The 19,053-nt window shown below is 65.7% G+C and carries 21 protein-coding genes and 4 tRNA genes; 14 read left to right on the top strand and 11 right to left on the bottom strand.

Features of this window, described 5'->3' with window-relative positions; all coding sequences use genetic code 11:
• Positions 1-68 precede the first annotated feature (68 nt).
• The 3 genes from IE083_RS06415 to IE083_RS06405 are packed head-to-tail and all read right to left on the bottom strand — an operon-like array spanning position 69 to position 2,668.
• Complete coding sequence (locus tag IE083_RS06415) at positions 69-527, bottom strand: Smg family protein (protein WP_189352788.1); 459 nt, start codon at positions 525-527, stop codon at positions 69-71.
• Between the two features lie 18 nt (positions 528-545).
• Positions 546-1,655 (bottom strand): DNA-processing protein DprA, encoded by a 1,110-nt coding sequence (gene dprA, locus IE083_RS06410; protein ID WP_189352787.1) that lies wholly within the window; start codon positions 1,653-1,655, stop codon positions 546-548.
• Entirely contained in the window at positions 1,652-2,668 is a 1,017-nt protein-coding gene (locus IE083_RS06405; RefSeq protein ID WP_189352786.1) for a LysM peptidoglycan-binding domain-containing protein, read from the bottom strand. Before IE083_RS06405 ends, dprA begins: the two co-directional genes overlap by 4 nt.
• Positions 2,669-2,783: 115 nt before the next feature.
• Here IE083_RS06405 and def point away from each other — a divergent pair, with 115 nt between their 5' ends.
• The 8 genes from def (at position 2,784) to IE083_RS06365 (ending at position 11,300) form a co-directional block, all read left to right on the top strand.
• Positions 2,784-3,287, top strand: coding sequence for a peptide deformylase (def, locus tag IE083_RS06400; protein WP_189352835.1), 504 nt, complete (start codon positions 2,784-2,786; stop codon positions 3,285-3,287).
• A gap of 70 nt (positions 3,288-3,357) precedes the next feature.
• A complete protein-coding gene (fmt, locus tag IE083_RS06395; protein ID WP_189352785.1) occupies positions 3,358-4,278 on the top strand; it encodes a methionyl-tRNA formyltransferase in 921 nt (306 codons plus the stop codon).
• 65 nt (positions 4,279-4,343) lie between these two features.
• Positions 4,344-5,198, top strand: coding sequence for a zinc metalloprotease HtpX (gene htpX, locus IE083_RS06390; RefSeq protein WP_189352784.1), 855 nt, complete (start codon positions 4,344-4,346; stop codon positions 5,196-5,198).
• A gap of 84 nt (positions 5,199-5,282) precedes the next feature.
• Positions 5,283-6,530 carry a 16S rRNA (cytosine(967)-C(5))-methyltransferase RsmB gene (gene rsmB, locus IE083_RS06385; RefSeq protein ID WP_189352783.1) on the top strand — a complete coding sequence of 416 codons (1,248 nt, stop codon included), beginning with the start codon at positions 5,283-5,285 and terminating at the stop codon, positions 6,528-6,530.
• Positions 6,493-7,104 carry a DUF4390 domain-containing protein gene (locus IE083_RS06380; RefSeq protein WP_189352782.1) on the top strand — a complete coding sequence of 204 codons (612 nt, stop codon included), beginning with the start codon at positions 6,493-6,495 and terminating at the stop codon, positions 7,102-7,104. The genes rsmB and IE083_RS06380 overlap by 38 nt, the downstream gene beginning before the upstream one ends.
• Positions 7,104-9,215: a sensor histidine kinase gene (locus IE083_RS06375; RefSeq protein ID WP_189352781.1), complete on the top strand. Its 2,112-nt coding sequence runs from the start codon at positions 7,104-7,106 to the stop codon at positions 9,213-9,215. Before IE083_RS06380 ends, IE083_RS06375 begins: the two co-directional genes overlap by 1 nt.
• Positions 9,215-10,483, top strand: a complete 1,269-nt coding sequence (locus IE083_RS06370; protein ID WP_047966614.1) for a sigma-54-dependent transcriptional regulator — start codon at positions 9,215-9,217, stop codon at positions 10,481-10,483. Before IE083_RS06375 ends, IE083_RS06370 begins: the two co-directional genes overlap by 1 nt.
• A gap of 52 nt (positions 10,484-10,535) precedes the next feature.
• Complete coding sequence (locus tag IE083_RS06365) at positions 10,536-11,300, top strand: HesA/MoeB/ThiF family protein (protein WP_189352780.1); 765 nt, start codon at positions 10,536-10,538, stop codon at positions 11,298-11,300.
• Between the two features lie 64 nt (positions 11,301-11,364).
• Here the strand turns inward: IE083_RS06365 and IE083_RS06360 are convergent, their stop codons facing one another.
• The 5 genes from IE083_RS06360 to IE083_RS06340 form a co-directional block, all read right to left on the bottom strand.
• Complete coding sequence (locus IE083_RS06360) at positions 11,365-11,856, bottom strand: peroxiredoxin family protein (protein ID WP_189352779.1); 492 nt, start codon at positions 11,854-11,856, stop codon at positions 11,365-11,367.
• A gap of 34 nt (positions 11,857-11,890) precedes the next feature.
• Entirely contained in the window at positions 11,891-12,301 is a 411-nt protein-coding gene (locus IE083_RS06355) for an acyl-CoA thioesterase (RefSeq protein WP_189352778.1), read from the bottom strand.
• Between the two features lie 89 nt (positions 12,302-12,390).
• On the bottom strand, positions 12,391-12,753 hold the full coding sequence (locus IE083_RS06350; protein ID WP_189352777.1) for a VacJ: 363 nt from the start codon (positions 12,751-12,753) through the stop codon (positions 12,391-12,393).
• A gap of 13 nt (positions 12,754-12,766) precedes the next feature.
• Positions 12,767-13,606 (bottom strand): energy transducer TonB, encoded by an 840-nt coding sequence (locus tag IE083_RS06345; RefSeq protein ID WP_189352776.1) that lies wholly within the window; start codon positions 13,604-13,606, stop codon positions 12,767-12,769.
• Positions 13,607-13,656: 50 nt separating this feature from the next.
• Positions 13,657-14,121, bottom strand: a complete 465-nt coding sequence (locus IE083_RS06340; RefSeq protein ID WP_189352775.1) for a Dps family protein — start codon at positions 14,119-14,121, stop codon at positions 13,657-13,659.
• A 76-nt stretch (positions 14,122-14,197) separates the two neighbouring features.
• On the opposite strand from IE083_RS06340, the gene IE083_RS06335 reads away from it, so the two are divergent.
• Entirely contained in the window at positions 14,198-14,500 is a 303-nt protein-coding gene (locus IE083_RS06335) for a DUF167 domain-containing protein (protein ID WP_047966607.1), read from the top strand.
• On the opposite strand, the gene IE083_RS06330 is transcribed toward IE083_RS06335, so the two are convergent.
• The gene (locus tag IE083_RS06330; protein ID WP_189352774.1) at positions 14,486-14,926 is read right to left on the bottom strand and encodes an FxsA family protein; all 441 of its coding nucleotides are present in this window, start codon (positions 14,924-14,926) and stop codon (positions 14,486-14,488) included. The two genes, IE083_RS06335 and IE083_RS06330, sit on opposite strands and share 15 nt — an antisense overlap.
• Before the next feature lie 15 nt (positions 14,927-14,941).
• On the opposite strand from IE083_RS06330, the gene cutA reads away from it, so the two are divergent.
• From cutA to IE083_RS06305, 5 genes are all read left to right on the top strand, one after another.
• On the top strand, positions 14,942-15,265 hold the full coding sequence (gene cutA, locus IE083_RS06325; RefSeq protein ID WP_189352773.1) for a divalent-cation tolerance protein CutA: 324 nt from the start codon (positions 14,942-14,944) through the stop codon (positions 15,263-15,265).
• A gap of 122 nt (positions 15,266-15,387) precedes the next feature.
• Positions 15,388-15,463 (top strand) — tRNA-Lys (locus IE083_RS06320).
• A gap of 13 nt (positions 15,464-15,476) precedes the next feature.
• Positions 15,477-15,552 (top strand) — tRNA-Lys (locus IE083_RS06315).
• Between the two features lie 13 nt (positions 15,553-15,565).
• A tRNA-Lys gene (locus IE083_RS06310) sits at positions 15,566-15,641 on the top strand.
• 15 nt (positions 15,642-15,656) lie between these two features.
• A tRNA-Lys gene (locus tag IE083_RS06305) sits at positions 15,657-15,732 on the top strand.
• 126 nt (positions 15,733-15,858) lie between these two features.
• Here IE083_RS06305 and IE083_RS06300 read toward each other — a convergent pair.
• Positions 15,859-16,920 carry an HD-GYP domain-containing protein gene (locus IE083_RS06300; RefSeq protein WP_189352772.1) on the bottom strand — a complete coding sequence of 354 codons (1,062 nt, stop codon included), beginning with the start codon at positions 16,918-16,920 and terminating at the stop codon, positions 15,859-15,861.
• A 142-nt stretch (positions 16,921-17,062) separates the two neighbouring features.
• The gene (locus IE083_RS06295) at positions 17,063-18,952 is read right to left on the bottom strand and encodes a sensor domain-containing diguanylate cyclase (protein WP_189352771.1); all 1,890 of its coding nucleotides are present in this window, start codon (positions 18,950-18,952) and stop codon (positions 17,063-17,065) included.
• Positions 18,953-19,053: the final 101 nt, after the last annotated feature.

The following is a 19,053-nucleotide window of genomic DNA, read 5'->3' as shown; positions in this document are numbered from 1 at the left end:
TGTAAACTCCGCTTCCTCAGCCGTTTTCGCCTTGTCTCGCTCTAGCTCGCTAGATCGTGAACACGTTCTTACTGCATCGTGGGTTCGCCGTGCAGCGCACACAGCAGGTCTTCGCCGAGCAGGATCGGCAGTTCCGCACCTTGTGCCCACAGCACCATCAGTGCCGCCAGCTTGGCGCTGGGCAGGGAGATCTCGTCGTCCGGCATCGCCAGCAGGCGGTCGATCAGCATTTCGCGCTGCGCCGGCGACAGCGCGCCGTTGGCTTCCAGGAACAGGATCAGGCCGCGGATCTCGCCGCTGAGGCGGGCGTTTTCTTCCGCGCTGAAGCAGCGGAAACCGCTGCCGGCGTCGGCACCGTCGTAGCTGCCGTCGTTGAGCTGGTTCAGGCCGTCCAGCCAGTCCAGTGCGTCGCTGATTTCCTCGTTTTCAAAGCCGGCCGCCGCCAGCTGGCGACCGAGGTCGTCACGTTCCGGGCAGGCTGCAGGGTCGTTGAATTCTTCGAGAAGATAGGCGAGAACATCAAACATCGTTATTTAATCATCGGGTTAGGTGGGACGGCTTGGCGCCGGTGATCGGCGCTGGTAGCGCCCGCCGTCCAGACTTTCGATGTGTCCGGCCAGCTCAAGCTCAAGAAGCATCGCGTAAAGCTCCCCTGCCGTCAACTTGAGTCGTGCCGCCAGGGTGTCGGCATCTGCCGGGTCGTAGCCGATGGCGGCCAGCAAGGGGTGCGCGTCGGCGCTGCCGGCGGCGGGCATGGCCGCGGCGTCGACGGCGGGGGCCGCAGGCAGGCGGCCGATCTCGTCCAGCACGTCGTCGGCGCTCTCTACCAGCCGCGCGCCGTCCCGGATCAGGCGGTGGCAGCCGCGCGCCTGCGGGTTGTGGATGGAGCCGGGGATGGCCATCACGTCGCGGCCGGCTTCCAGCGCCAGCCGCGCGGTGATCAGCGAGCCGCTCTGCGGCGCGGCCTCGACCACCAGGCAGCCGCGGGCGAGGCCGGCGATGATGCGGTTGCGCTGCGGGAAGTGGCCGGCCAGCGGCGGGGTGCCGAGCGCGAATTCGGACAGGATCAGGCCGTGGCCGGCGATGCGGTGCGCCAGTTCGCGGTTGCGCGCCGGATAGACGCGGTCGATGCCGGTGCCGATCACGGCGATGGTGCTGCCGGCCTCGGGCAGCGCACCCTCGTGCGCGGCGGCGTCGATGCCGCCGGCCAGGCCGCTGACGATGCTGTAGCCGTGCGCGGCCAACCTTTGGGAAAAGTCGCGGGCATTGTCCGCGCCCTGCGGCGTGGCGTGGCGACTGCCGACCACCGCCAGCATCGGCTGCGCCAGCAGGCTGCGCCGGCCGCGGGCGAACAGCAGCGGCGGGGCGCTGCCGGCCTCGGCCAGCTGGCACGGGTAGTCGTCGTCGTTGAGCGTCAGCAGGTGGCAGTCCGCACCCTCGGCCCACTGCAGCGCCGCCTCGGCGGCGCGGGCGCCGTCACCGGCGTCCAGTGCCGCCAGCGTCTTGCCGTCGAGGATGTCGCGCAGCTGGCCGTGGCCGGCATGGGCTGCGCTGCCGGCATCGCCGAAGCGTTGCAGCAGCTGCAGGAAGCGTTGCGGGCCGATGCCGGGGGTTAGCGCCAGCGTGGCCCAGTCGAGCAGGGATTGCGGGCTCACGGTTGCGCGATGCGGTCCTTGACCAGGATAGGCTGGGTGGCGTCCAGCACCAGCGCGTAGGACGCCTTGTTGAACACGCGGAACACGATCAGGCGGCCGACCTTCTCGCTGGGCAGGATCACCTGCTGCTTCTTGTCGACGCTGACCTGGCGCGGCGCGCGGTAGACGCCGAACACGTGGCCGACCTCGACGCCGTCGCGCGCGCCGCGGTTGATCAGCACGTTGAACTGCTGGCCGATCTCGTTGACGCCGGCGTAGCTGGTGACGATGCGGCCTTCCAGCTCCGGCGGCGGCTCGTGCGGGGTGTAGTTGAGCAAGGGTGCCGGCAGGCTCTTCAGCAGGTGGTCGCCGACCAGCACTTCTTCCGCGATCTTGCGCACGCTGAGGGTGGACACCTCGTCCAGCTTGTCGACCATCAGGTCGCCGCCGTAGGTGGCCTCGTGGCCGAGCACCTCGCCGCTGTCCGGGTCGGTGATGGTGCGCCCCAGGCGGTAGGCCTGCCACAGGCCGCCGGCATCCAGCCCCTGGCTGTAGGCGCGGTCGGTGGTGGACAGGATCACGCGGTTGTCGGGGCCGGCGATGATCTTCGGCGACTGCAGGTAGCTGGCCTCGTCCTCGATCAGCAGCGGGCGCTTGAGGAAGGGATCAATGATCCTGGCCGGGATGGTGGGAATGGCGCTGTCCAGCTGCTCGGTGCGCACCCGCGGCGACAGCTTGACCACGCGCAGCGCGCTGCTGTCCAGGCGCAGCCGCGGCTTGCCGTCGACCATCTCCAAGTACAGCACGTTGCCGGGGTAGATCCAGTGCGGGTTTTTCACCTCGTCGCGGTTCATGTCCCACAGCTGCGGCCATTTCCACGGTGCGGTCAGGTAGCGGCCGGAGATGTCCCACAGCGTGTCGCCGCGCTTGACCTCGTAGCGCGGCGGCGCGTCCGGCCGCAGCACCAGGGTGTCGGCAAATGCCGTGGCAGACAGGCCCAGCGCAAGGATGAGCGGTATAATGGCTTTGAACATTTTGGTGAATGACCCCATCTGGCCGGCACTGGCTCAGGAAATTATGGTGAAACCGGATGCTGGCAACATTATCGTTGCCCGTTACGGCATCCTACAACTGGAATACGGTTTGATTATGGCACTGCTCAACATTCTGCATTATCCCGACCCGCGCTTGCATAAGGTCGCCCGGCCGGTAACCAGCTTCGACAGCGCACTGCAGCTGCAGATCGACAATATGTTCGAGACCATGTACGAGGCCAAGGGCATCGGCCTGGCGGCGACGCAGGTGGACTTCCACCAGCGCCTGATCGTGATCGATATCTCCGAGGACCGCAACGAGCCGCGCGTGTTCATCAACCCGGAGTTCCTGCACAAGGACGGCGAGACGGTGTACGAGGAAGGCTGCCTGTCGGTACCCGGCATCTACGACAAGGTGACCCGCGCCGAGCACGTCAAGGTGCGTGCACAGGATGCCAGGGGTGAATTCTTCGAGCTGGAAAGCGGCGGCCTGCTGGCGATCTGCCTGCAGCACGAGGTGGATCACCTCGACGGCAAGGTATTCGTCGAATACCTGTCCGAACTGAAGCAGGCGCGCATCCGCACCAAGATGAAAAAGCGCGAGAAGCACACCCTGTAAGCGTGCGGCCAACGTTGGCCGCCTGATGCGGGGCACGCCAGTCGTGCCCCGTTGCATTTGAGGATTCCCGATGAAACTGATTTTTGCCGGTACGCCGGTATTCGCCGCCGCTGCCTTGCAGGCGCTGCTTGACGCCGGCCACGACATCGCGCTGGTGCTGACGCAGCCGGACCGTCCGGCCGGGCGCGGCATGAAGCTGAAGCCCAGCCCGGTGAAGGAGCTGGCGCTGCAGCACGGCCTGCGCGTGGAGCAGCCGCTGACGCTGAAGACGCCGGAAGCGCAGGCGCTGGTGGCCGAGGTCGGCGCCGAGGTGATGGTGGTGGCCGCCTACGGCCTGCTGCTGCCCAAGGCGGTGCTGGACATGCCGGCGCGCGGCTGCCTGAACATCCACGCCTCGCTGCTGCCGCGCTGGCGTGGCGCGGCACCGATCCAGCGCGCCATCCTCGCCGGCGACGCCAAAACCGGTATCACCATCATGCAGATGGACGTCGGCCTCGATACCGGTGACATGCTGAGCATCCACCCGCTGCCGATTACGGCCGACGATTCCGCCGCCAGCCTGCACGACAAGCTGGCCGTGCTCGGCGCCGACGCTATCGTCGCCACCCTGGCGCAGCTGGATGCCTGCACGCCGCAGCCGCAGCCGGAAGAGGGTGTCACCTACGCCGCCAAGCTGAGCAAGGACGAGGCGCGCATCGACTGGACGCAGCCGGCGGCCGACATCGCCCGCGCCATCCGCGCCTACAACCCTGCGCCGGGCGCGCACACGCTCTTGGGTGGCGAGGCGCTGAAGCTGTGGCAGGCGCACGCCGTCGCCGGTACGGCACCGGCCGGCGAAGTGCTGCGCGCCGATGCCGACGGCGTGGTGGTCGGCACAGGTAGCGGCCTGCTGGTGCTGACCCGGCTGCAGGCCGCCGGCGGCAAAAGGTTGGCCGCACGCGAGTTTGTCGCCGGTCGCAGTGCGCTGGCGGGAACCCGGCTCGGGGCTTGATATTCCAATGCCGATGACCCCATATCGGAGGCATGGCTTTGCACATTTGTACAAAGGAGGACGCAATGGGCTTTAACTGGCTGAAAACCACCATCCTGATGGCCGCGATCGTGGCGCTGTTCGGCATGATCGGCGGCATGATCGGCGGCCAGAGCGGCATGCTGCTGGCCTTGCTGTTCGGCGGCGTGATGAACGTGTTTGCCTACTGGAACTCCGACAAAATGGTGTTGCGCATGTACAACGCGCAGGAGGTGGATGCCCGCACCGCGCCGGAGCTGTACAACATGGTGGCCGAGCTGGCGCAGCGCGCGCAGATGCCGATGCCGCGCGTGTACGTGATCCACGAGGAGCAGCCGAACGCGTTCGCCACCGGCCGCAATCCGGAGCACGCGGCGGTGGCCGCCACCACCGGCATCATGCGCCTGCTCAGCTACCAGGAGCTGCGCGGGGTGATGGCGCACGAGCTGGCCCACGTCAAGCACCGCGACACGCTGATCTCCACCATCAGCGCCACCATGGCCGGTGCCATCTCGGCGCTGGCCAACTTCGCGATGTTCTTCGGCGGCCGTGACGAGGAAGGGCGCCCGGCCAACCCGATCGCCAGCATCGCGGTGGCGCTGCTGGCACCGCTGGCGGCCAGCCTGATCCAGATGGCGATCTCGCGCGCGCGCGAATTCGAGGCCGACCGAGGCGGCGCCGAAATCAGCGGCGATCCGCTGGCGCTGGCCAGCGCGCTGCAGAAGATCGAGTACTACGCGCAGGGCCGCATCATGCCGGCGGCCGAGGCACATCCGGAAACGGCGCAGATGATGATCATCAACCCGCTGTCCGGTGGTGGCCTCAGCAGCCTGTTCCGCACCCACCCGCACACCGAGGAGCGCATCGCCCGCCTCAATCAGATAGCGCGCAACGGTCGCTGACCGGTATCATTGCACCATTATTTAAAACGGCCACCGTTCCCTGTGCGAACGGTGGCCGGTTTCATTGGAAAGAACCAGACTGACATGCATCGAATCCAGGAGTTGGCCGCGGGCATCATTGCGCGTGTAGAAGAAGGGCGTACCCTGACCGGGGCGCTGGGCAATATCCAGCGCAGCGAGACCCTGACGCCTGGCGAGCGCGGCGCGCTACAGGACATCGCCTACGGCAGCCTGCGCAATCTCGGCCAGTTGCGCTTCATCCTGCGGGCCCTGGTGCCCAAGCCGCTGCCGGCGGTGGATGTCGAGCGCCTGCTGCTGGTGGCGCTGTACCAGCTGATCCACACCCGCGCCGCACCGTACGCGGTGGTCGACCAGGCGGTGACGCTGGCGCAGGACCTGGCCGCCGGCCGCCTCAAGGGGCTGGTCAACGGCGTGCTGCGCAACTTCCTGCGCAACAAGGACCAGCTGCTGGCCGATGCCCAGGCCGACAACGAGGCGCGCTACAACCACCCGCGCTGGTGGGTGCAGAAGGTGCGCGCCGCCTATCCGACGCGCTGGACCGACATCCTGGAAAAGAGCAACCGCCATCCGCCGATGACGCTGCGCATCAATCGCCGCCACGGCACCGCCGCCGGCTACGTCGAGGCGCTGCAGGCGTCCGGTCGCGGCGCCAAGGCGCTCGGCGACTACGCGGTGAAGCTGGATGCACCGTGCAATGTGCGCGACCTGCCGGGTTTTGCCGAGGGTCGCGTGTCGGTGCAGGACTTCGGCGCGCAACAGGCAGCGCTGCGGCTGGATATCGCCGACGGCATGCGGGTGCTGGATGCCTGCGCCGCCCCCGGCGGCAAGAGCGGTCATTTGCTGGAGTTGGCCGATATTCAGCTCACCGCGCTGGACATCGACGCGACGCGGCTGGAGCGCGTGGCCGAGAACCTGGCGCGCCTGCAGCTGACCGCAACGTTGGCCGCAGCCGATGCCGCCAAGCCGGACAGCTGGTGGGACGGCGTGCCGTTCGACCGCATCCTCGCCGACGTGCCGTGCTCGGCCAGCGGCGTGGTGCGCCGCAATCCGGACATCAAGTGGCTGCGCCGGCCGGACGATTTCGCCGCGCTGGGCCAGCAACAGGCGGCGATGGTGGACGCGTTGTGGCCGCTGCTGGCCAAGGGCGGCAAGCTGCTGTACGCCACCTGCTCGATCATGCCGGAGGAGAACCAGCAACAGCTGGACGCCTTCCTGCAGCGTCATCCGGATGCACGCCTGGCCGGCTCCGAACAACTCTTGCCCTCGGCAGACCATGACGGTTTCTACTACGCGCTGCTGGAAAAAGCTTAAGCGACAGCTGCTGTTGCTCGCCAGCCTGCTGCTGCTGGCGCAGGCCGGGCTGTGCCACGCCGCCGACGGCATCGTGGCGCAGCGGCTGCAGCTGGAGGCGCAGGACGGCGCGCTCAGCGTGGCCAGCCGTTACCGCATCATGTTGCCCGCACAACTGCAGCAGGCACTGCAACAGGGCGTGCCGTTGACCTTCCGTCTGACCTTCGAGCTGACGCGGCCGCGCAGCTCGGCCTACTGGCAGCAGCTGTCGCACTGGTTCGAGCCGACCGCCAGCCTCAGCTTCAAGCTGAGCCACTACGGCCTCACCGGCCGCTACCGCGTCACCATCGGCGGCCTGTCCAAGCACTACACCTCGCTCGACGAGGCGCTGGCCGCGGTCGGCAGCATTGCCGGCTGGAAGGTGATGGACATCGCCGACTGGTCGCCGCTTGAACAGCAGCAGTTGCGCGGCCGGCTGCGGCTGGAGCTTGACCTCGGCCAGCTGCCGCGCCCGTTCCAGCTTAACGCGCTGGGCGGCGATGACTGGGTGATGGATTCCGGCTGGAACGGCATCGCCCCGTCGGGAGCCAGCTGATGCGCTACCCCGTCATCGCCACCGCCTTCGGTTTCGTGCTGCTGTACCTGCTGGCGATTTCCACCGGCAACACCTCCAAGCTGGCCGAGTACTACTGGTGGGTGTTCAGCCTCAACGCCTTCGGCCTGGCCGGCCTGCTGGCGGTGGTGGCGCGGCAGATGCTGCGCCTGCGCCGGCGGGTGAAGAGCCGCGAGTTCGGCGCCAAGCTGACGCAGAAGCTGGTGGTGATGTTCACCCTGATCGCGCTGTTGCCGGGCATGCTGGTGTTCACCGTCTCCGCGCAGTTCCTGACGCGCAGCATCGAGAGCTGGTTCAACGTCGAGGTGGAAAACGCGCTCGACCGCGGCCTGGAACTGGGGCGCAACGCGCTCGGCTTCGTGCTGTCCGATCTTGGCCGCAAGTCGCGGCTGGTGGCGCGCGACATCGCCGACTACAGCGACCACGGCCTCAACAGCCAGTTGCTGCGCCTGCGCGAGCAGCTGGGGGTGCAGGAGATCGCGGTCTACAGCCAGCAGGGGCGCCTGCTGAGCTTTGCCGGGCCGGACGATGTGCGCTACCTGCCGCGGGCGCCGGACCCGGACGTGCTGCGCAGCCTGCGCCAGCGCAGGAGCCACGAGATCATCGACAGCGATCCCGACGGCAAGCTGGAGCTGAAGGTGCTGCTGTCGTACCGCAGCTACGTCAACGACCAGACCCAGATCATCCAGATCATCCAGCCGGCACCGGCAGACATTGCTCGCGATGCCGAGCTGATCGAGGACGCGCGCGCCGAGTACCGGCAGCTGGTACTGTCGCGCGACGGCCTGAAAACCTTCTACATGCTGACGCTGGCGCTGGTGTTCCTGCTGGCGCTGACTGCGGCGCTGGCGTTCGCGCTGTTCATTTCCGAGCGGCTGTCGGCGCCGCTGTCGGAACTGGCCGCCGGCACGCGCGCGGTGGCGCAGGGCGACTTTTCCAAGCGCCACCCGGTGTACCGCAAGGACGAGCTGGGCATCCTCACCACCATGTTCAACCGCATGACGCAGCAGCTGGATGAGGCGCGGCTGACCGCCGACGAGAGCCGGCGCCTGCTGGAATCGGGCAAGCTGTACCTGGAGAGCATCCTCGCCAACCTGTCGACCGGGGTGATCGCCTTCGACTACAACTGGCAGCTGCGTGCGGCCAACACCAGTGCCTCGCGCATTCTCGGCGTCGACTTCGGCGAGCTGTCCGGCCACGAGCTGCAGGTGTGGCCGGTGCTGCGCCCGGAACTGTCGCCGCTGGTGGAGACCATCCTGCGCGAGGCGGCGACCACCCATCCGCACGACTGGCAGCAGCAGATCGACTACCTCGGCGCCCAGGGGCCGCGGCAGCTGGTGGCGCGCGGCGCCATCCTGCCGGAGCAGCCGGCCACCGGCTACGTGGTGGTGTTCGACGACATCACCGAGCTGGGCCGCGCGCAGCGCGACGCGGCGTGGGGCGAGGTGGCGAAGCGGCTGGCGCACGAGATCCGCAACCCGCTGACGCCGATCCAGCTGTCGGCGGAACGGCTGGCAATGAAGCTGGCCGACAAGCTGCAGCCGTCGGACGCCGAGATGCTGAAGCGCGCCACCGATACCATCATCAAACAGGTGACCGCGCTCAAGGGCATGGTCGACGCCTTCCGCGATTATGCACGGGCGCCGAAGATCAAACTGGTCAAACTGGAGCTGAATACGCTGCTGCGCGAGGTGCTGGTCCTGTACGAAAGCAACCCCGCACTGAAGGTGGATTTGAGCCTGCAAGCCTTGCCAGTCATGGGGGACGCGGCTTTGCTGCGCCAGGTGCTGCACAATCTTTTGCAGAACGCACAAGATGCAATCCTTGACGCTGACATCCCGATGATTCAAATTAGCACCCGACTAGAAGGAAGGAACGTGCTCGTCTGCGTAGAGGACAACGGTGTTGGCTTCAGTCCGGACATCCTTCCCCGTGCGTTTGAGCCTTATGTAACCAACAAGGCCAAGGGGACAGGACTGGGACTGGCCGTGGTGAAAAAGATAGTGGAGGAACACCATGGACAAATCACCCTTGGCAATGCACAGAGCGGCGGTGCGCGCATCCTTCTCACCCTGCCCTTGCTGGAGGCTTAATGCGAAGCAGCGATATTCTGATTGTTGATGACGAGATCGGTATCCGGGAGCTTCTCTCGGAGATTTTGCAGGACGAAGGCTATACCGTCGCGCTGGCTGAAAATGCCGAAGTGGCTCGTCAATTGCGCAACCAGACCCGACCGGCGCTGGTGCTGCTGGATATCTGGATGCCGGATTGTGACGGCGTCACCCTGCTCAAGGAGTGGGCCAAATCCGGGCAACTGAACATGCCGGTGGTGATGATGTCCGGTCACGCCAGCATCGACACCGCCGTCGAGGCCACGCGCATCGGCGCCTTCGATTTCCTCGAAAAACCGATTGCCCTGCAGAAACTGCTGACCACGGTGCAGCGCGCGCTGAAATACGGCGACATGCAGGCCAACACCTCGCTCAACCTCGACAAGATGGGCAAGAGCGAAACCGTGCAGGAGCTGAAGAAACAGCTGGAACGGGTATCGAAACTGAAGTCGCCGGTGCTGCTGACCGGCGAATCCGGTGCCGGCTTCGAGCTGGTGGCGCGCTTTTTCCACCAGGGCAATACGCCGTGGGTGACCCCGGCCAAGGTGGAGCAGCTGGCCGACGCGCCGCTGGAGTTGCTGCAGAAGGCCAATAACGGCGTGCTGTTCCTGCCGGAAATCGGCCAGTACAGCCGCCGCACGCAGCAGGGCCTGCTGTTCCTGCTGTCCAAGCTCGACCGCTTCAACGTGCGGCTGATCTGTTCCTGCAGCCGTCCGCTGCAGGAGCTGCTGGTCGATCCGGAGTGCGACAACCGCATGCTGACCGCGCTGTCCAGCGTGATCGTGCCGATACCGGCGCTGCGCGAGCACCCGGAAGACATCACCTCCATCGCCGAGCAGATCCTGCACGAACTGGTGGAGTCGAAGCAGGTGCCCAGCCGCAAGCTGACCACCGCGGCGCTGAACGCACTGCGCCAGTACGACTGGCCGGGCAATCTGGAGCAGCTGCGCAGCATCATCAAGAGCCTGGCGCTGACCGCCGAATCCGGCGAGCTGGACGCGCCGGAGGTGAACAAGGTGCTGGCACAGTTCCGCCACGACAAGCCGGCGGAAGAAACCGGTTTCGACTTCAGCCTGCCGCTGCGCGAACTGCGCGAACAGCTGGAACGGCGCTATTTCGAGTACCACATCGTGCTGGAAAACGGCAATATGAGCCGGGTGGCGCAAAAGGTCGGCCTCGAGCGCACCCACCTCTACCGCAAGCTGAAGCAGCTGGGCGTCAAGTTCAGCCGCAAGGGCGCGGAAGAGTAAGAACTGGGTCAATATCAAGGGAGATGGCCGCGTTTGCGGCCATTTTTGCATCATGACGCAAGAACTGAACGACGCAGCCCTGCTGCGCTACAGCCGGCACATCCTGCTGCCGGAAATCGACATCGAGGGCCAGCAGCGCCTGCTGGCCGCAAGGGTGCTGGTGGTCGGTGCCGGCGGGCTCGGCGCGCCGGCGCTGCTGTACCTGGCCAGTGCCGGGGTGGGGCAGCTGACGCTGGTCGACGACGACACGGTGGAGCTGACCAACCTGCAGCGGCAGATCATCCACGACATGGGCACACTGGGGCAGCAAAAGGTGGTGTCTGCGGCGGCAAGGTTGGCCGCAATCAATCCGGATGTGCGGCTGCGCTTGCTGGCCGAGCGCCTGCAGGGCGACAGGCTGGCCGCCGAGGTGGCGGCGCACGACCTGGTGCTGGACTGCTCCGACAACTTCGCCACCCGCCACGCCATCAACCGCGCCTGCGTGGCGGCCGGGGTGCCGCTGGTGTCCGGCGCCGCGGTGCGCTTTGCCGGCCAGCTGGCGGTGTACGACACGCGCGACGACGCGTCGCCGTGCTATCACTGCCTGTTCCCGGACGAGGGCGAAGCCAGCGACGGGCCGTGTGCCACCTTCGGCGTGCTGGCACCGCTGGTCGGTGTCATCGGCAGCCTGCAGGCGGTGGAGGCGATCAAGCTGCTGGCCGGGCGCCGCCCGGTGCTGGGGCAGCTGACGCTGTACGATGCGCTGGACGGCAGTTTCCGCCAGCTGAAGGTGCCGCGCGATCCGGACTGTCCGGTGTGCGGCCAACGTTGCCATTAGCGGCGGCATGAAAAAAGCCGTTGCCATCGACAGGATGGCAACGGCTTTTTTGCATCGTGCTCGATCAGGCCTTCAGGTTCTGCTCGATCAGCTGGTGCAGTTCGCTGAAATCCGGCTCGCCGACATAGCGCTTGATGATATTGCCCTGCTTGTCGATCAGTACCGAGGTCGGGGTCAGCTGCACCTCGCCGAAGGCCTTGGCGATGCTGCCGCTGCTGTCCAGCGTCACGAAGAAGGGCAGGGCGGTGTCCTTGACGTAGGTCTGCACGTAGTTGGGCGGGTCGTAGCTCATCGCCACGGCCACGGTCTCGTAGCCTTGCGGCGCATACTTTTCGTGGGTGGCGCGCAGTTTCGGCATCTCGGCCATGCAGCCGCTGCAGCTGGTGGCCCAGAAGTTGACCAGCACCACCTTGCCTTTCAGGCTGTCGGTGCTGGCGGTCTGGCCCGACAGGTTGGTGTAGTGGACTTGCGGCGCCTGCGGCTTGTTGAACAGCGCGAGGTAGGCGACGATGGCGAGTACGGCGATGCCGGCCAGTGCCAGTATCCATTTTTTCATGACTGAGTCTGTCCTGTTGCGAAGGCGGTGAGGATCAGGCTTGGTGTTGCAGCCCGGTCAGAAGTTCCCGCAGTTTACCCTCGATCGCCACCGCCTTGTTCTGCTTGCCGTCAAACGCGACAAAGGTGACGTCGGCCTCGGCCACCACCGTGTCGCTGCCGGCCAGCTTCACGCACTGGTGGATCACCGCGCTGCGGTTGCCGACCGACTTGACCGCGGTCTCGATCACCAGCTGGTCGTTCATGGTCGCCGGGTAGCGGTAGTCGATGTTGATGTTGACCACGATCAGCGCGATGCCGGAGCTGAGGAAGGCCGGCAGGTCGGCGCGCTCCTCGAAGAAGGTCCAGCGTGCCTCTTCCAGGAATTCCAGGTAGCGCGCGTTATTGACGTGGCCGTACAGGTCGAGATGGTAGCCGCGAACCTTGATGCCGGTGCTGTGAGTCATGATTTCCCCTTCGTGTGGAAAAGCCGTTGCCGGCAAGATGGTGTCAGTTTGTTGTTGCCGTGCCGGCGGTGAGCAGCCGGCGCCGGGGCCTACTGACTATCCAGATCAAACGGCTGGAACGCCTCGCGTTCCAGCGGGCTGCTGACCAGATCGGTCAGCACCGGGTGGATGTCGATGTCGAACCAGTCCATGAACAGCGCCGCGCTGAGCGTCGGCGGCCACAGCGTGTCGTCCTCGCACCAGTCGGCCAGCTCGGCGCTGAACAGCGCGTGGTAGTGCTCGGCGAGGAAAGCGGCGGGGTCGACATCGTCGACATGCGGGATCAGCAGCGCATTGCCGTTGCGGCGCAGCTCGTCCAGCGCCACGGCCGGCGCGCCGGGCAGGCTGGCCAGCCAGTCGGCGAACGGCTGACGCGGTTTCAGAATGACGACGCTGCGATTGACTTCAAACATGATGGATCCTGTATCAATTGGCGGAGAGCTGGTTGGCGGTGGTGAAGCTCCATTTGCGCACCACCTCCAGACTGCGGAATTCTGCGGCCAACGTTGGCGGGAACGGGGCGTAGGGGGCGGCCATGCGCACGATGTCCTGTGCGGCCTGGTCCAGCACCGGGTGGCCGGAGCTGCGCAGCAGGCGCACCTCCTGCAGCGCGCCGTCGGCGCGGATCACCACCGTCAGCTCCAGGTTGCCGTACAGGTTCTGCGCCCGCGCTTCTGCCGGGTAGTTGCGTTTGCCGATGCGTTCGATTTTCAGGCGCCAGTCCTCGACGTAGCGCGCCCAGCTGACCCCGGTGGCGCTGACGCCGAACACCGCCCTGGCCTTATCCTGCGCTTCGCCGCCGGCGGCATTGGCGCTGCTGCCCAGCTGCCGCGCCTGGCTCAGCCAGTCCTGGGCGCTGCGCGGCGCCGTTTCCGGGGCGGGCGGTGGCGTGGTGTAGGCGGACTGTTCACGGCTGAGCACCGCGGTGGACTCGGCCCTGGGGGCGGCCGGCGCCGGCGTGGCCCTGACGCTGGCAGCGGCGGGGGGGGGGGCGACCGCCGCCGGCGCGGGTTTGGCGGCCGGGGCGGCGCTGCCGGCCAGACTGTCGTGCTGCGCCAGCTGCGTTGCCAGCGGCGGCGGGGCGCTGGCCGGTGGCGTCGCCAGCAGCGAGACTTGCAGTGCCGCAGGCTGCCATGGCGGAATGCGTGGCAGGCCGTGCCGGCCGAGGGCGAGCAGCAACAGTAAATGCAGCGCCAGCGACACCAGGATCGCGGCATGAAACAGCGATTTGTCCGGTGGCGCCGGCGTAGGGGTGAAACGTGTCATGGTGAGCGTGCGGTTACACTTTGCGGCAGTGTATCACGCGCGCTGTGGCCTCAGCTTTCCAGCAGGCTGCGCAGCATCCATGCCGTCTTTTCATGCACTTGCAGGCGTTGGGTCAGCAGGTCGGCGGTCGGCTCGTCGCTGGCCGGCTCGGTCACCGGGAACAGCGAACGCGCGGTGCGGCAGACCGTCTCGTGCGCCTGTACCAGTTCGCGGATCATGTCCTGCGCCTTGGGTACGCCCTGGCTTTCGGCGATCGAGGTCAGGCGCGCGTAGTCGCCGTAGCTGCCGGGGGCGACGTGGCCCAGCGCGCGGATGCGCTCGGCGATCTGGTCGACGGCCAGCGCCAGCTCGTTGTATTGCTGTTCGAACATCAGGTGCAGCGTCTGGAACATCGGCCCGGTCACGTTCCAGTGGAAGTAGTGGGTCTTCAGATACAGGGTGTAGGTGTCGGCCAGCAGTTTCGACAGGCCTTCGGCAATGCGGGTGCGATCCTGTTCGCTGATTCCAATATCCATGGTGATCTCCTGTCTTTATGGGTGTCGTTGCAGTATACGCCCGATTTACAATAGCCTTTTTTGAGGTGGGGCAGGCATGAACCCCTGGTTAACTTCGCAGCCGGATGGTATCCGGCTGACTTTGCACCTGCAGCCCGGCGCGCGCAAGACGGCGCTGGCCGGCGAATACGGCGACGCGCTGAAGATCAGGTTGGCCGCACCGCCGGTGGAGGGCAAGGCCAATGCCGCGCTATTGCTGTGGCTGGCGCAGGCGCTGGCGGTGTCCAAGTCGTCGGTGACGCTGCTCAGCGGCGAGCGCAACCGTCACAAGATCGTCGCCATCCGCGGCATCGACGCCGCTACCGCGCTGGCCCGCTTGCAGGCCTTAATGCAGCCGTGACTTGGGATCGACGGTCTTGTCCACGCGCTGGTATTCGCCTTCGATGATGTCGCCGCTGCCGGCATTATTTGTGCCTGCAGTTGGCGACGGCGGTACCATGTTTGCCAGCGTCGGCCCGCGCCACGGCAGCATCAGCAGCAGGGCCAGCACGTCGCTGATCAGGCCGGGAATGGCAAACAGCAGGCCGGCCAACATCACGCGCAGCGGCCACAGCAGGGCGAGCAGCGACACCTGGCCCTGTTTCAGTACCGAACCGATGGTCAGCAGGCTGGCCAGCTTGCTGTTGCGCATCATCGCCACGCCCAGCAGTACGGTGAACAGCAGCCAGGCGATGGTCCAGCCGCCGCCGATGGCGTCGGCCAGCGAGAGCAGCGAGAAGATCTCGGCAAACGGGTACAGCAACAATATGATCAGAAACGCACGCATAAAACAGGTATCCAGATGGAAGTGATCATGGTGCTGTGCAATGTGCCGGATGCGGCACTGGCACAACAAATAGCGGAGACGCTGGTCGGCGAGCAACTCGCCGCCTGCGTCAATATCATGGCGCCGTGCCGCTCAGTGTATCGCTGGCAGGGCAAGCTGGAAAACGCCAGCGAGGTGCCGTTGCAGATCAAGACCACCGCGGCGGCCTATCCGGCGCTGCAGGCGCGCTTGCTGCAGCTGCATCCCTACGAGGTGCCGGAGATCATCGTGCTGCCGCTGGCGGCCGGCTTGCCGGCTTATTTGACATGGGTGGCGGCGGAAGTTCTTTCAAGTCCTTGACGCGAAAATTGTTTTTGCGCGCATTTTGCTACGGAATATTGGCGGATAGTGCAAATTTCAAATTATTGCCCAACAAGACCTTGACGCCCAAAAGCGGCTTCGGTATAGTTTCGCTCTCTCGGGGGTCGTTAGCTCAGTTGGTAGAGCAGCGGACTTTTAATCCGTTTGTCGCAGGTTCGAATCCCGCACGACCCACCACCGAGACCCTGACGGGTCGTTAGCTCAGTTGGTAGAGCAGCGGACTTTTAATCCGTTTGTCGCAGGTTCGAATCCCGCACGACCCACCACCGAGACCCTGACGGGTCGTTAGCTCAGTTGGTAGAGCAGCGGACTTTTAATCCGTTTGTCGCAGGTTCGAATCCCGCACGACCCACCATCAGGACCCTTACGGGGGTCGTTAGCTCAGTTGGTAGAGCAGCGGACTTTTAATCCGTTTGTCGCAGGTTCGAATCCCGCACGACCCACCACAAATACAGACAAAAAGCCCGGTCGCCAGACTGGGCTTTTTGTTTTTCTGTCCTGAGCGGCGTTGCTGCGTTGGCCGCCCCGGCCGTCCGCCGTGCCACGTCCCTTCTCTTCCTGTCTGCCGCCGCCTAACCCGCCGGGCTGTCGACCCGGCATTGCCACAGCCTGGCCAGCGCCGGCAGGTGGCGCTGCTCGATTGTCATTTGCATCGTGCTGGCGATACGGCTTGCTTCCGGCGCCATGCCGACATTGCGGCCAAGGCGGACGGTCAGCGGTGTGGTGATGTCGTCGCCGTGCCGTACCACGATGGCGGTGTCGCCCTGCTCCAGCTTGACGAAGCTGCCCGGTGGATACAGGCCGATCTCCTTGATCAGGCAATCGGCCAGTTTGGCATCGGTCAGCGTGTCGCGTTGCTGGAACAGCTGCAGCATTGCGCCCTTGGCCGGTTGCGGGCGGCGGTAGTGGCGGGGATGCAGCCGTGCCATGGCGACATCGGCAACCTGCAGCAGATGGGCGCCGGGGCTGATCTTGTTGCGGGGCAGGCCGAACGGGTAGCCCTTGCCGTTCCACTGCTCGTGGTGTTCCAGCACGGCCAGGTGCCAGGTCTCGTCCACGATTCCGGCCTCGCGCAGCATGGCGGAGCCGGCCAGCGGGTGCAGGCGCAACTGCTTGGTCTGCAGTATGGACAGGGCTTCGGCCTGGTGGCTGAGCTGCTGCTGCAGGTCGATCATGGCGATATTCATGGTCAGTGCGGCGCAGACCAGCGATTCGCCCTCAGCCTCCGGCAGTGCCAGCCGCTGTGCCAGCCGCGCCACCAGCAGTGCGACATGTACGGCGTGGGCGTGCGTGTAGTGGCGATACGGCAATAGCAGACTGGCAGCCAGCGTGGCCTCCGGGGTGTGGCTGGCGAGCCGGCGCAGGCTGCCGGCCAGTGCACGCAGCTGTTGTTTGCTGTCGTCATTGTCGAGCAGGCGGTTGGTCAGCCACTCAAGCCGGGCATAGGCCCACGGCAGGGCCTGGAACGGGTCCTGCTCGTGCTGCGCCGGGCAGGCCGGTTGCGGGTCATGGAAATGACTGCGCGCGATTTGCTGGAGAGGCTGTTTTTCTGTTGGCGTCAGCCAGAATTCCAGATCGCCGCTCTGGGTCAGTCGATTGCGAACGTAGAGTGAATCCGGCAGGTAGTGCAGCATGACAACGGCTCCGACGGTGCGGGATCCGGCGTGGCCGGCGGATGCTGGCTGCATCGGTGATCGGGCCGGATCGTGTGGTGCCTGCGATTATGCGCAGAAGCGCAGGTGACGGCTAGGGGCGCGGCGGTTTTCGCCGTCGCGGCTATGATGTGTGGTCGCCATAGAAGGCAAGGCGGTTCTTGCCGGCGCGCTTGGCCTGGTACATGGCCTGATCGGCGGCATTGAGCAGGGCGTTGGCGCTGCTGTCGTGGCTGCCGTCGTAGAGGGCGATGCCGATGCTGCTGGACAGGGTGACCGCCACGCCGGCGATGTTGCGGATGGTGGCGATCTGCAGCAGCAGCTTGCCGGCCACCAGTGCGCTGTCTTCCTGCGGCTGACCCAGGTTTTCCAGGATGATGGTGAACTCGTCGCCGGCCAGGCGGGCGGCACTATCGGTTTCGCGTACCGTGTCGTGCAGCTCGCGGGCAAAGCGCTGCAGCACCATATCGCCGAAATCGTGGCCATGGTTGTCGTTCAGTGTCTTGAAGCCGTCCAGGTCAAAAAACAGCAGCGCCATGCTTTTGCCGCTGCGCCGGCTGCGTGCCATCGCCTCGCGCAGGTTTTGCATCAGCGCGCGGCGGTTGGGCAATCCGGTCAGCGAGTCGTGGTAGGCCTCGAATTGCAACTGATCCTGCAGCTGCTTGCGCTCGGTGATGTCCACGCCCAGCAGGTAAAAGCCCTGCAGTTGCCGCTGCGGGTTGTAGTGCGGGATCAGGGTGACGTGAACCCAGATCTTGCCGTGCAGGCTGGGCATCTGTACTTCGTATTCGCTTTGCTCGCCGCGTAGCACCTTGTCGAAATGCGGCTGTGCCACGGCGTATGACTGCTGGTCGAGCACGTCGCTGACCTTGCTGCCGGTGATGGTGTCCGCCTTCCAGCCGAACCATTTCTCGTAGCCGAGATTGACAAAGCGATAGTGCAGGCCGGTGTCGATATAGGCGATGACGGCCGGCACATTGTCGGCAATCATCTTGATGCGGGTGCGGCTGTCGAGGATCTCGGCCTCGTCGGCCTTGCGCTGCGAGATGTCATGCAGGAAGCCATTGATCAGCACCCGCCCCTGGCTGTGGATCGCGCTCAGCGTCATCTCGATCGGGAAGGTGTGGCCGTCCTTGTGACAGGCGCTGACCTCGACGCGCTGCCCCAGCATGCGCCGCGGCTGGCCGGTGCGCACGAAGCGGCTGAGGCCGGCGTGGTGGGCGGCACGCAGCGGCGGCGGGATGATCAGTCCGGCCAGGTTGTTACCGATGGCCTCCTCCTGCGTCCAGCCGAAGGTGTTTTCTGCGGCGCGGTTCCAGCTGACCACCAGTCCCTGTCCGTCGATCTCGATGAAGGCGTCGGTGGTGTTTTCCAGCGTGGCGTGGAAGTGTTCCTTCTCCGCCAGCAGTGCACTCTCGTCGCTACTGCGTTGCGCGATTTCCTGCTGCAGTTGTGCCAGTGCGGTTTCCAGCGCCAGCGTGCGCTGCTGCACGCACTGCTCCAGTTCTGCCGGCAGCTGCTGCGATGGCGCCAGTCCCTGCAGATACTGCTCCGCCATGTGTGCCAGATCCTGCAGCGTCTGCAGCTCGTCGGCATCGAGCTGCCGTGGCCGGTCGTCAAGCAGGCACAGCGTGCCCAGCGCGTGGCCATCGCGGGAGAAGAGCGGCTGTCCGGCATAGAACATGATGTGCGGTGCCGCCGTTACCAGCGGGTTGTCGGCGAAGCGCGGGTCCTGGCGTGCATCGGCGACCAGCAGCACCTGCGGCTGCAGGATGGCATGGCCGCAGAAGGAGATGTCGCGCGCCGTTTCGCTGACCTCCAGCCCGGCACGCGATTTGAACCACTGCCGCCTGGCGTCGATTAACGTCAGCAGCACGCTCCTGACCTTGAAGATGCGCTGCGCCAGCCGGGTGAGGCGGTCCAGCTCGGCAGCAGGCGGCGTGTCCAGCACGTTCAGGCGCTGCAGGGCGGCCAGGCGCTCGGACTCGTTGGCGGGCAATCGGGGCATGTGCATGTTTGGCTCGGGCCGAGGGCAAGTGTTGGCAGGTTCCGGTTACATCCTTTGTAGGATTTCGGCAGCATTGTTGCCTGAAATTATTCGGCTTGTCGTACCCG

Source organism: Vogesella fluminis (assembly GCF_014652335.1).
Lineage (GTDB): Bacteria > Pseudomonadota > Gammaproteobacteria > Burkholderiales > Chromobacteriaceae > Vogesella > Vogesella fluminis.
The sequence above is the reverse complement of the archived record's forward strand: the minus strand, read 5'-3'. Positions and strand labels throughout refer to the sequence as shown.

Coding starts and splice junctions, on each gene's coding strand:
- IE083_RS06295 (WP_189352771.1), bottom strand. CDS start 18,952: ATGCACATGCCCCGATTGCCCGCCAACGAGTCCGAGCGCCTGGCCGCC.
- IE083_RS06380 (WP_189352782.1), top strand. CDS start 6,493: ATGACGGTTTCTACTACGCGCTGCTGGAAAAAGCTTAAGCGACAGCTG.
- IE083_RS06350 (WP_189352777.1), bottom strand. CDS start 12,753: ATGTTTGAAGTCAATCGCAGCGTCGTCATTCTGAAACCGCGTCAGCCG.
- htpX (WP_189352784.1), top strand. CDS start 4,344: ATGGGCTTTAACTGGCTGAAAACCACCATCCTGATGGCCGCGATCGTG.
- IE083_RS06360 (WP_189352779.1), bottom strand. CDS start 11,856: ATGAAAAAATGGATACTGGCACTGGCCGGCATCGCCGTACTCGCCATC.
- IE083_RS06330 (WP_189352774.1), bottom strand. CDS start 14,926: ATGCGTGCGTTTCTGATCATATTGTTGCTGTACCCGTTTGCCGAGATC.
- IE083_RS06335 (WP_047966607.1), top strand. CDS start 14,198: ATGAACCCCTGGTTAACTTCGCAGCCGGATGGTATCCGGCTGACTTTG.
- cutA (WP_189352773.1), top strand. CDS start 14,942: ATGGAAGTGATCATGGTGCTGTGCAATGTGCCGGATGCGGCACTGGCA.
- IE083_RS06355 (WP_189352778.1), bottom strand. CDS start 12,301: ATGACTCACAGCACCGGCATCAAGGTTCGCGGCTACCATCTCGACCTG.
- IE083_RS06340 (WP_189352775.1), bottom strand. CDS start 14,121: ATGGATATTGGAATCAGCGAACAGGATCGCACCCGCATTGCCGAAGGC.
- IE083_RS06405 (WP_189352786.1), bottom strand. CDS start 2,668: ATGTTCAAAGCCATTATACCGCTCATCCTTGCGCTGGGCCTGTCTGCC.
- def (WP_189352835.1), top strand. CDS start 2,784: ATGGCACTGCTCAACATTCTGCATTATCCCGACCCGCGCTTGCATAAG.
- IE083_RS06365 (WP_189352780.1), top strand. CDS start 10,536: ATGACGCAAGAACTGAACGACGCAGCCCTGCTGCGCTACAGCCGGCAC.
- IE083_RS06345 (WP_189352776.1), bottom strand. CDS start 13,606: ATGACACGTTTCACCCCTACGCCGGCGCCACCGGACAAATCGCTGTTT.
- IE083_RS06300 (WP_189352772.1), bottom strand. CDS start 16,920: ATGCTGCACTACCTGCCGGATTCACTCTACGTTCGCAATCGACTGACC.
- fmt (WP_189352785.1), top strand. CDS start 3,358: ATGAAACTGATTTTTGCCGGTACGCCGGTATTCGCCGCCGCTGCCTTG.
- IE083_RS06375 (WP_189352781.1), top strand. CDS start 7,104: ATGCGCTACCCCGTCATCGCCACCGCCTTCGGTTTCGTGCTGCTGTAC.
- IE083_RS06370 (WP_047966614.1), top strand. CDS start 9,215: ATGCGAAGCAGCGATATTCTGATTGTTGATGACGAGATCGGTATCCGG.
- rsmB (WP_189352783.1), top strand. CDS start 5,283: ATGCATCGAATCCAGGAGTTGGCCGCGGGCATCATTGCGCGTGTAGAA.
- IE083_RS06415 (WP_189352788.1), bottom strand. CDS start 527: ATGTTTGATGTTCTCGCCTATCTTCTCGAAGAATTCAACGACCCTGCA.